Origin of the sequence: Paracoccus sp. (in: a-proteobacteria) (genome assembly GCF_032007265.1) — a bacterium.
GTDB lineage: Bacteria > Pseudomonadota > Alphaproteobacteria > Rhodobacterales > Rhodobacteraceae > Paracoccus.
The window spans coordinates 23,164-32,624 of sequence record NZ_DALZMB010000040.1; the positions used below are offsets into that span (position 1 = coordinate 23,164).

The following is a 9,461-nucleotide window of genomic DNA, read 5'->3' on the forward strand; positions in this document are numbered from 1 at the left end:
AAGAGCCGAAGCTTTTGGCGGTTTGTTTTTCAAGATCAGATAGTGCAGTGGCCGTTTGATCAGCTTGCGTCGATCTGTTGGATCATTCCCACTCGATCGTGCCCGGCGGCTTGGAGGTGATGTCATAGGTGCAGCGGTTGATGCCCTTGACCTCATTGATGATCCGCGTTGCCGTCTCACCCAGGAATTCATGGGTGAAGGGGTAATAGTCTGCCGTCATGCCGTCGACCGAGGTCACGGCGCGAAGCGCGCAGGCGAAATCATAGGTGCGACCATCGCCCATTACGCCCACGGTGCGCACGGGAAGGATGGCGACGAATGCTTGCCAGATGTCATCGTAGAGCCCGTGTTTGCGGATCTGGTCGATGAAGACTGCATCGGCCTGACGCAGGATGTCGAGCTTTTCACGCGTGACCTCGCCCGGGCAGCGGATCGCAAGTCCCGGTCCGGGGAAGGGGTGGCGGCCGATGAATTTGGCGGGCAGGCCGAGCTCGCGACCCAAAGCGCGGACCTCGTCCTTGAAGAGTTCGCGCAGCGGCTCGACCAGTTTGAGGCCCATTTTCTCGGGCAGGCCACCAACGTTGTGGTGCGATTTGATCGTGACCGAGGGGCCACCTGCGAAGCTGACGCTTTCGATCACATCGGGATAAAGCGTGCCCTGGGCAAGGAATTCCGCACCGTCGATATCATTGGCGTATTTCTGGAACACGTCGATGAAGAGCTTGCCGATGGTCTTGCGCTTGACCTCGGGGTCGGTGACGCCTTCAAGCGCGCCGAGGAAAAGCTCGGATTCGTCGGCATGGATCAGCGGGATATTATAGTTGTCACGGAACATCGTGACGACTTCTTCGGCCTCATTGAGGCGCAGAAGGCCGTGATCGACAAACACGCAGGTCAGCTGATCGCCAATGGCCTCGTGGATCAGCACGGCTGCAACCGAGCTGTCGACGCCGCCCGAAAGGCCACAGATGACGCGCTTGTCGCCAACCTGTTCGCGGATCTTGCGCACGGCCTCGTCACGATAGCTGGCCATGGTCCAATCGCCGGTCAGACCCGCAAGCTTGATGAAGTTTTCAAGCAGGCGGCGGCCGTTCGGCGTGTGGTGGACTTCGGGGTGGAACTGCACGCCGAAGAATTTGCGGACAGGGTCCGCCACGATGGCCAGGGGCGCATTGGGCGAGGTTCCGATAATGTCAAAGCCCGGCGCGATTTGGGTCACGCGGTCGCCATGGCTCATCCAGACTTCCTCGCGGCCACCTTCGAAGAGGCCTGCGAAAATGGAATCCTTGTCATGGCCGCTTTCGGGCGTGACAAAGGCCCGGCCATATTCGGCGTGATGGCCGCTTTCGACCTTGCCGCCAAGCGCATCCATCATCAGCTGCTGGCCGTAGCAGATCCCCAGAACGGGAATGCCTGCGGTCCAGAGCGATTGGGGCGCACGCGGGCTGCCTTCGGCTGGAACCGAGGCTGGGCTGCCGGAAAGGATTACGGCCTGAGGGGCAAAGTCCCTTAGGAAGGCGTCATCGACCGTGTTGAACGGGTGAATTTCGCAATAGATGTTCAGCTCGCGCAAGCGGCGCGCGATAAGCTGCGTCACCTGGGAACCGAAATCGATGATGAGAAGGCGCTGATGCTGGGTCATGGAAAGGCTTTAATTTGGGTTGAGGCCAAGAGCAAGAGTGAAGCCTGGCTGTCTTAAAGCAGGCGATGCGCATCTGAGGCGGCTCATGCGGCACGCGCGGGGCAATGCGGCAAAACAGATAGGCAAAGGCAAGCATCGGCCAGGGGGGCTTGGATTACCGCCCCTGACCAGAAAAGTGTCGTCAGCCCCACAGCTCGGTCAGGGCGGTGACGGGATCCTCGGCCGACCAGATCTCGGGGCCGATCGAGATGAAATCGGTGATCGGATGCAAGGCGCGCACAAGGGCCGCATTCATCGCGCCCTCGGCGACGACGGGGACCTCGATCATCTCGGACCACCACGAGAACAGATCCATTTCGGCGATCTCGCCCTGGCCAAGTGCCGTTGTGCCGCAGGGCCCAAAGCTGACGTAATCGGCGCCACCTTCGGCGGCATTGATGCCGTCGTGGCGCGAATTGCCGCAAAAGACGCCGATGATGGCATCAGCGCCCAGCTCTTTGCGGACATAGCGCAGATTGCGCGGGCCCTTGGTCAGATGCACGCCGTCGAGGCCGTGGCGCACGGCCAGCTCGACATGATCGTCAATGACCACGGCGACATCGCGGGTATGGGCGATTTCGCGGGCCAGATCCGCCATGCGGCCCAGATCTTCTTCATTGCCCGCGCCGGGAATGCGCAGGCAGGCCACGGGAAAGCGGTCCATAACCTCGGCAAGCATCGGTCCCACCGTCTCGGGCGAGGCCCCCACCGGGGTGGTGAGGTAAAGCTGCGGCGCGTTGATTTCTTCAGTCATGGCTTTCACCCCAGGTCTTATTGCTGTTCTCAGCAGATAGCGCAGGCTTGGCCCGCTTGCCAGTGCTTGCGTTGAGGCGTATGGCCGCGCTTATGGAACCCGTTATCATCCTTGTCCGCCCCCAGATGGGCGAGAATATCGGTGCGGCAGCCCGCGCCATGTTGAATTTTGGCCTGACCGAGATGCGTCTGGTCGATCCACGCGACGGCTGGCCCAATCCGCGTGCTGTGGCCATGGCCTCGGGGGCGGCGGGGCAGGTCTTGGATCGTGCCCGCGTTTTCCCGACATTGGCCGAGGCGATGTTTGACATTGATCACGCCTATGCCACGACTGCGCGTGGACGCGAAATGACCAAGCCGGTCCTGACCCCCGCAACCGCCATGGCCGACGCACATGAGCGCAGCGCGCGCGGCGAGCGTATCGGCCTGATCTATGGCCCCGAGCGCGCGGGCCTTGAAAATGATGATGTCGCCCGCGCCAATGCCATTATCACGGTGCCGGTCAATCCCGATTTCCCCTCGCTTAATCTGGCACAGGCGGTGCTGCTGACGGGCTATGAATGGTCGCGTGATCGTTTGCCCAATCAGCCCAGCCCTCAGGGACGCCGTTCCGACGCCGAGGTTCCCGCGACCCGGATCGAAATCGAAAAGCTGGCTGACCACTGGGAAAGCCGACTTGAGGATGCGGGCTTTTTCTTTCCGGCGGAAAAGGCCCCGGGAATGAAGCTGACGTTGCGTAATTTGTGGTCGCGCCTGCCGCTGACCCGTGCCGACGCCCAAATTTTTCACGGCATGTTGCGCCAGCTCATTCGCCGCAATTGACCTTTTGCGCCCAACCCATCAGGGTTTTGCGCGATCTTCTAAGAGGGACCAGCTCATGGCCAAGCGCCCCGTCTTTCAGGACGTTTCCGAATCGACCCCGCAAGCCCCCGCTCCTGCCGGCGGGATGATCGACACAGCGCCAAAAGGCGCCCGCAAGGCGATCCGCGCCTGGCTGATCGTACTTTTTGTTCTGGTCGCGGCGATGATCGCGCTTGGCGGCGCAACGCGGCTGACGGGATCGGGTCTGTCGATCACCGAATGGAAGCCCGTGACCGGGGCCATTCCGCCCATGGATCCGGCCGCTTGGCAGGATGAATTCGTCAAATACCAGCAGATCCCGCAGTTCCAGGAAGTGAACTCGCAGATGACGGTCGATGAGTTCAAGCAGATCTATTACTGGGAGTGGTCCCACCGCCTGCTGGGCCGTTTGATCGGGCTGGTCTGGGCGCTTGGCTTTTTCGGCTTCATGCTGGCACGTCGCATCCCGGCTGGCTGGACGGGCAAGCTGTTGGGGCTTGGCGCGCTAGGTGGATTGCAGGGCGCGATCGGCTGGTGGATGGTTTCCTCGGGGCTGGCGGGGTCCGAGCTGGTGCGCGTGGCCTCATACCGGTTGGCGACCCATCTGGGGATTGCCTTTGTCATCCTTGGCCTGATTGTCTGGTATGCGCTGTTGCTGTCACGCAGCGAGGCCCAGTTGCTGCGCGCGCGCCGCGCGGGCGAGGGCAAGTTGTTTCGCATGTCGACCGGCCTGATGCATCTGGCGTTCTTCCAGATCCTTTACGGTGCTTTGGTTGCGGGGATTGACGCCGGGCGTCAGTTCACGGGCTGGCCGAAAATGGGCGGCGAATGGTTTCCTGACACCGCTTTCGATCTGACACCGATCTGGCACAATTTCTTTGAAAGCGCCGGGCTGGTGCAGTTCATCCACCGCATGTTGGGCTATCTTGTCTTTATCTTCGCGCTGGTTGTCTGGACCAGATCGCGCAAATCGCCCCATCCGGCGACGCGCAACGCCTATTCGCTGATGATGGCGATGGTGTTGTTGCAGGTGGCATTGGGCATCATGAACGTGATCTATGCTTCGCCGCTGCATATGGCATTGACCCATCAGGTCGGCGCAGTCGCTCTTTTCTCACTGATCATTCGCGCGCGCTTCAATGCGTGCTATCCTTACGAAACGTCGGTGAGAGGGACCTTGCGATGAGCGCTTTTGACGATCTGCTGGCTTTCCAGCGTCAGACCGAGGCGCTGTCCTCGATCGCCGAAAGGCTGGGTTGGGATCAGGAAACCGTCATGCCACGCGGCGCGACCGAACAGCGCGCCGAAGAAATGGCTGCGATCGAGTCCGTGCTGCATGAGCGGCGCACCGATCCGCGTATCGGGGAATGGCTGGATGCAGCCAATCCGCAAAACGAGGTCGAAGAGCGGATTTCGCAGCTGATCGCGCGCGATTTTCAGCGCGCCTGCAAAATTCCCGCGCGCCTGGCCACCGAGCTGGCGCGGGTCACTTCGCTGTCGCAGGGCGTTTGGGCCGATGCGCGCGCCAATGACGCGCCTGATGACTTCCTGCCCACGCTGCATGATGTGCTGAGCCTCAAGCGTGAAGAAGCCGCTGCTTTGGCGGATGGCGGTGATCTTTATGATGCGCTGTTGAATGATTACGAGCCGGGCGCAACTCAAGCCCAGCTTTCACACATGTTTGACGCGATGCGCCCACGTCTGGTTGCGCTTCGCGATGACGTTCTGGGCGCGGATTACCAGCCCGGCCCGTTGGTCGGTGACTTCCCTCAGGAAACCCAGCTGCGTCTGGCACGCACCTGTGCCACGGCCTTTGGCTATGACTGGAGCAGGGGGCGCATGGATCTGGCCGTTCATCCTTTCAGCTCGGGGCGTTGGCAAGACAGCCGCATCACGACGCGGGTGGTTGAAACCGATCCGTTTAACTGCCTTTACTCGGCCATCCACGAAACCGGCCATTCCAGCTATGAGCTGGGCATCGACGAAGATTATTCCTTTACGCCTTTGGGGCGTGGGGTGTCGATGGGGGCGCATGAAAGCCAAAGCCGCATCTATGAAAATCAGATGGGCCGGGGGCGCGCGTTCACGGGCTGGCTTTATCAGCGCATGTCGGATGCTTTCGATGGGATCGAGATCGACAATGCCGATGATTTCTATGCCACCGTCAATCGGGTGACGCCGGGTTATATCCGCACCGAAGCCGACGAGGTTCAGTACAACCTGCACATCATGCTGCGCTTTGATCTAGAGCGCGACCTGGTCTCGGGGCGGCTTGGGGTCGAGGATCTGACCGAGGCCTGGAACGTGCGCTTCCTTAAGGACTTTGGCGTGGCTGTCGATCGCCCGGCCAATGGCGTTTTGCAGGATGTGCATTGGGCGGTTGGGCTGTTTGGCTATTTCCCGACCTATGCTTTGGGCAATGTCTATGCGGGCTGCCTGAATGCAGCGATGCGCGATGCCGTGCCCGAGCTGGATCTGATGCTGGCCAAAGGCGATGCCGCACCCGGTGTGGAATGGTTGCGCGAGAATATGCAGCGCCACGGTGGCCTTTACGAGCCACGCGATCTGATCGAACGCGCGACCGGCGCCGCGATCAGCGAGCTGCCACTGCTGGATTACCTCGAGACCAAATTCGCGGAAATCTACCGCCTCTAGTCCTGTGGGCTTTGGCGCGGGGTCAGGCGCAACCTGATCCCGTCCTTGCCCCGCAGCGTCAGGCGCATCACCGGCACGGGCGGCACCGCCCCCGGCTCGATCCGATAGGCACGCACCAGCGCCGACAGGATCAAAGGTCCCTCGATCATGGCAAAACCCGCACCCGGACAGGCCCTTGGCCCGGCCGAAAACGGAATAAAGGCCTCGCGCATGCAGGTTTTACCATTTTCGGTTTCCCAGCGGCCCGGGTCAAAGGCATCGGGCTGATCCCACAACCGTTCATGCCGGTGCAGATGCCAAGGTGAAAGCACCAGCTGCGCCCCTTTGGGCGCGGGGCGATCACGCAAGGTTTCGGCATGTTTGCATCTGCGCACGGTCATGGCGACCGGCGGGTAAAGCCGCAATGCCTCTCGAAAGACCGCCCGCGCTGCCTCAAGGGATTTGACCTCGGAAAACTTGCGAGCCTCGGGCTCGCGCGCGACCTTCTCTTGCCATTCTGGGCTGCGAGACAGCAAATATAGCGCCCATGCCAAGGCCGAGGCGCTGGTTTCATGCCCCGCCAGAAAAAAGGTGGCGACTTCATTTACCATTTCGCTTTGCGAAAAAACCGCGCCGGTTTCAGGGTCGGGCGTCGTCATGATCTTGGTTGCAAGATCATCAGGGGCACGCGATTGCGCAATCAGTGCCGCGCGCTGGCTGACCAGATGCTCGATCATCGCGCGGATCTTTCGCGCCGTGTCGCGCGTCTTGCGTGAATGGAAATGCAACCAGCGCGGCAGCGCCATCAGCCCGCCGGCATTTACCATGGGCTGGGCATCTTGATGGGCACGAAAGGCGGTAAAGACCCCTTCTGCGGTTTTATCCTCAATCGGGATCGAAAAAAGCGTGCGAAAGATCACATCGGCGGCGACATGGGCGGTTTCAGGCTCGATATCGATCTCGCCACCATGGGCTAGGGGGGCGATGCGCCGCACGGCCGCATCCGAGGCATCCAGCATCCCCGCAAAGCTTTGGCGCAGGCGTCCACCCTCAAAGGCCTGGTCGATGATGCGGCGCTGGTGACGCCAGGTATCGCCGTTCGAGATGAACGAGGAATTACCCAATAGCGGCGCCAGACCTGCGGCCATCCTCTCGGATTTCGGAAAGTCGAGCGGGCGCTTTTTCAGGATCAAATCGATCAACTGAGGGTCATTGCAAGTGAAGCTATGAATGAACGGGCTGCGAAACTCGGCCATCCAGGCGCGATAAAGTTTGTCAGACTGTGCCGAGAGAATGTCGCTGCGAAAGGCTTTGATAAAGCGCCAGACAGAAGCTTTTCCCTGTCTTGACGAGGGTTTAGGCGGAATCATTCAGGTGCCATCGAGTTATAGCGATTGACCGGCCGTGCAATGCGCCCGGGCGAGTGGCTGCGTCCGGCAAAGCGATCTTCCAAGCTGTCCGGGCCCGCGGTAATGGCGAAATAATCATAGTCGCGCGGGCGGTCAAATGCGCAAAGGTATTGAAAATGCAGTCGAAACCAATGGCCACGCAAGGCGCGCTGCTTTTGCGGCGAAAGACTTTGACGAAAGGCTGCGGACAAGACCAATGGCCCTTGCCGATCCTTGGGTTCCACGCCGACAACGGCAACCGGATCGCACAGCCCGAACGAACACGCATCACCGGGGGCCGAGACATCGACCCAACAAAGCGCTTTGCTGGCCGAGACCTCGTGCAAATCGCGGCGCAACCGATCAGCGCGGGGCAGGAAGGCGGCCATGGGCACCACCTGTCCCAGCGTCAAAAGCGCCAGCTTGGGACCATCTCTATCTTCAGGCCGGTTACGAAGAACTTCGGCCAACACCGAAACCGCAAGATAGGCGCCCGACGAATGACCGACGATCAGGACCTCGTCCCAGTCTTCGTCCAGAACCTGATTGATGCGCGTGGCAAACCAGCTGATGCGTTGGTTCAGCCCGTCGGGATAAGAGCCCCGCAAATCGGCCGTGAATGCATAATCATGCATGAGATAATAGGCAAAGAGCTTGCCATCGATGCGCCGCCAAAAGGCCAAAGCCGCCCAGGTCACCCCTAAGAAAACCGGCAGGCCAAGCCAATAGCCATAAGGCATCAGCCGCCCCGCGATGGTGCCGACGGTCGCGGCGCCAACCCCTGCAACGGTTATTGCCGCCAGCAGCTGCAACAGCAAGATCACCACCGGGTAAAGTGCGGCCAGAACCGGTCCGCGACGCAGCCGCATCAGGCTGAAAAGCGCGCCCGATCCGATATAGATCCAGGCGGTTCGCAGCAGCTGCCCATAGGTTGCAAAGACCGATTGCCCCATCGAGCGCTGTACCAGATCGGCCCACAACAGAACTTCGAACTCGCTTTCCGTCCGCCGCCCCGAAAAATCACCTCTCACGCCCCAGCCAAAGCCGGTGCGATCGCGCCTGGGACCGAATGACAATGAATATTGGCTGATGGCGGCCTGATCGCGGCCCTCGCGATGATACAGTTCGCGATAGCGGCGCGGTGGAATTGGATCATAACCGGGAAGGTAAAGAACCCTGCGGCGAAAGGGAGGGTTCATCGGTGGCTCATCCGCTAGGGTCGCATCGCTCTCAACTTGCACGTGAGATACCATAGGCAAATCCAAAGCGGCGGCAAGTCAGCCCTGCCGCCATTTTGCCTCCAGCCGCTCAATCGCGGCAATGCGCTGTTTCGAGGGCGGATGAGATTGCAACCAGGCCGGAACCGTACTGCGACTTGCGCTTAAAGTCTCCAGCTTCCGAAACAGGTTCTTTTGCGGCTCGGTGCCCAGACCTGCCTTGATCATCAGCGCGCTGGCAAAGGCATCCGCCTTATATTCATCATCGCGCGACATCCGTGCCACGATTGCAGATGTCACCAGATTGGCAATCCACATCCCAAAAAAAGGAACCAATCGCCCCAAAAGCGTGCCAAGCGCCATGCGCACGGCATTCTGCCCCGCGAAATCCACCATCCTGCGCCGCGTATGGCCATGCGAAACATGCCCCAATTCATGGGCAATCACCGAGGCCAGTTCCGCTTCCGTGACGACCCCTTGATCCAGCTTGTCGATGAAACCGCGCGTCAGGTAAATGCGCCCATCCGGCGCGGCTAGCCCATTTACAGGTGCCACCTCATAGACATGGGCGCGAATCGGCGGCAGCTCCATGGCGCGGCCCAACCGCTCAAGCATGGGCTTCAGCCGGGGGTGATCCAGAACGGTCGAATGCGACCGCAAGTCTTGCTTGAGCCGCCATGAGGAAAAAAACCACATTGCGGCCAGGTAAAGGCCGATCAGGATAAAGGGAAGAAAACGCAGCATGCGTTGAATATCAATGCCCCTGCGGCTGGCGTCAATCACCAGAAGCCGTGGATTTTCTTCATCACGAAAATAACCACTGTTTTAACCGCGCGGCAAAGACTGCAACCCTGTGGTTCGGCCCTAGCCCAACCAGCGCATGGCCCGGCTCAACCCTTCCAAAGTCAGGGGCGCCATCTTACCCTCAAAAATCTCATCGATCATGCG

General features: G+C 60.4%; 9 protein-coding genes. 4 read left to right on the plus strand and 5 right to left on the minus strand.

Going from position 1 to position 9,461, the window contains the following annotated elements; all coding sequences use genetic code 11:
• Positions 1-82 precede the first annotated feature (82 nt).
• Together guaA and RTS12_RS10345 are read right to left on the minus strand one after the other, a co-directional pair.
• Entirely contained in the window at positions 83-1,642 is a 1,560-nt protein-coding gene (gene guaA / locus RTS12_RS10340; RefSeq protein ID WP_312528157.1) for a glutamine-hydrolyzing GMP synthase, read from the minus strand.
• A gap of 181 nt (positions 1,643-1,823) precedes the next feature.
• The gene (locus tag RTS12_RS10345; protein ID WP_312528159.1) at positions 1,824-2,435 is read right to left on the minus strand and encodes a thiamine phosphate synthase; all 612 of its coding nucleotides are present in this window, start codon (positions 2,433-2,435) and stop codon (positions 1,824-1,826) included.
• 80 nt (positions 2,436-2,515) lie between these two features.
• Here RTS12_RS10345 and RTS12_RS10350 point away from each other — a divergent pair, with 80 nt between their 5' ends.
• Genes RTS12_RS10350 through RTS12_RS10360 form a run of 3 tightly spaced genes read left to right on the plus strand, consistent with a single transcriptional unit; the run spans position 2,516 to position 5,929 of the window.
• Positions 2,516-3,256, plus strand: a complete 741-nt coding sequence (locus tag RTS12_RS10350; protein WP_312528160.1) for an RNA methyltransferase — start codon at positions 2,516-2,518, stop codon at positions 3,254-3,256.
• A gap of 55 nt (positions 3,257-3,311) precedes the next feature.
• Positions 3,312-4,460 (plus strand): heme A synthase, encoded by a 1,149-nt coding sequence (gene ctaA / locus RTS12_RS10355; protein WP_312528162.1) that lies wholly within the window; start codon positions 3,312-3,314, stop codon positions 4,458-4,460.
• Positions 4,457-5,929 (plus strand): carboxypeptidase M32, encoded by a 1,473-nt coding sequence (locus tag RTS12_RS10360; RefSeq protein ID WP_312528163.1) that lies wholly within the window; start codon positions 4,457-4,459, stop codon positions 5,927-5,929. Before ctaA ends, RTS12_RS10360 begins: the two co-directional genes overlap by 4 nt.
• On the opposite strand, the gene RTS12_RS10365 is transcribed toward RTS12_RS10360, so the two are convergent.
• The 3 genes from RTS12_RS10365 to RTS12_RS10375 form a co-directional block, all read right to left on the minus strand.
• The gene (locus tag RTS12_RS10365) at positions 5,926-7,278 is read right to left on the minus strand and encodes a cytochrome P450 (protein WP_312528165.1); all 1,353 of its coding nucleotides are present in this window, start codon (positions 7,276-7,278) and stop codon (positions 5,926-5,928) included. The two genes, RTS12_RS10360 and RTS12_RS10365, sit on opposite strands and share 4 nt — an antisense overlap.
• A complete protein-coding gene (locus tag RTS12_RS10370; protein WP_312528167.1) occupies positions 7,275-8,495 on the minus strand; it encodes a hypothetical protein in 1,221 nt (406 codons plus the stop codon). The genes RTS12_RS10365 and RTS12_RS10370 overlap by 4 nt, the downstream gene beginning before the upstream one ends.
• Before the next feature lie 78 nt (positions 8,496-8,573).
• Positions 8,574-9,257, minus strand: a complete 684-nt coding sequence (locus RTS12_RS10375; protein WP_312528169.1) for a M48 family metallopeptidase — start codon at positions 9,255-9,257, stop codon at positions 8,574-8,576.
• A 3-nt stretch (positions 9,258-9,260) separates the two neighbouring features.
• Between RTS12_RS10375 and RTS12_RS10380 the strand changes: the two genes are divergently transcribed.
• On the plus strand, positions 9,261-9,461 hold a 201-nt coding region (locus tag RTS12_RS10380; protein WP_312528171.1), incomplete at its 3' end, for a hypothetical protein.

What these genes read in the sequence shown, in the direction of transcription:
- guaA (WP_312528157.1), bottom strand. Translation starts at nt 1,642, where the DNA reads ATGACCCAGCATCAGCGCCTTCTCATCATCGATTTCGGTTCCCAGGTG.
- RTS12_RS10345 (WP_312528159.1), bottom strand. Translation starts at nt 2,435, where the DNA reads ATGACTGAAGAAATCAACGCGCCGCAGCTTTACCTCACCACCCCGGTG.
- RTS12_RS10350 (WP_312528160.1), top strand. Translation starts at nt 2,516, where the DNA reads ATGGCCGCGCTTATGGAACCCGTTATCATCCTTGTCCGCCCCCAGATG.
- ctaA (WP_312528162.1), top strand. Translation starts at nt 3,312, where the DNA reads ATGGCCAAGCGCCCCGTCTTTCAGGACGTTTCCGAATCGACCCCGCAA.
- RTS12_RS10360 (WP_312528163.1), top strand. Translation starts at nt 4,457, where the DNA reads ATGAGCGCTTTTGACGATCTGCTGGCTTTCCAGCGTCAGACCGAGGCG.
- RTS12_RS10365 (WP_312528165.1), bottom strand. Translation starts at nt 7,278, where the DNA reads ATGATTCCGCCTAAACCCTCGTCAAGACAGGGAAAAGCTTCTGTCTGG.
- RTS12_RS10370 (WP_312528167.1), bottom strand. Translation starts at nt 8,495, where the DNA reads ATGAACCCTCCCTTTCGCCGCAGGGTTCTTTACCTTCCCGGTTATGAT.
- RTS12_RS10375 (WP_312528169.1), bottom strand. Translation starts at nt 9,257, where the DNA reads ATGCTGCGTTTTCTTCCCTTTATCCTGATCGGCCTTTACCTGGCCGCA.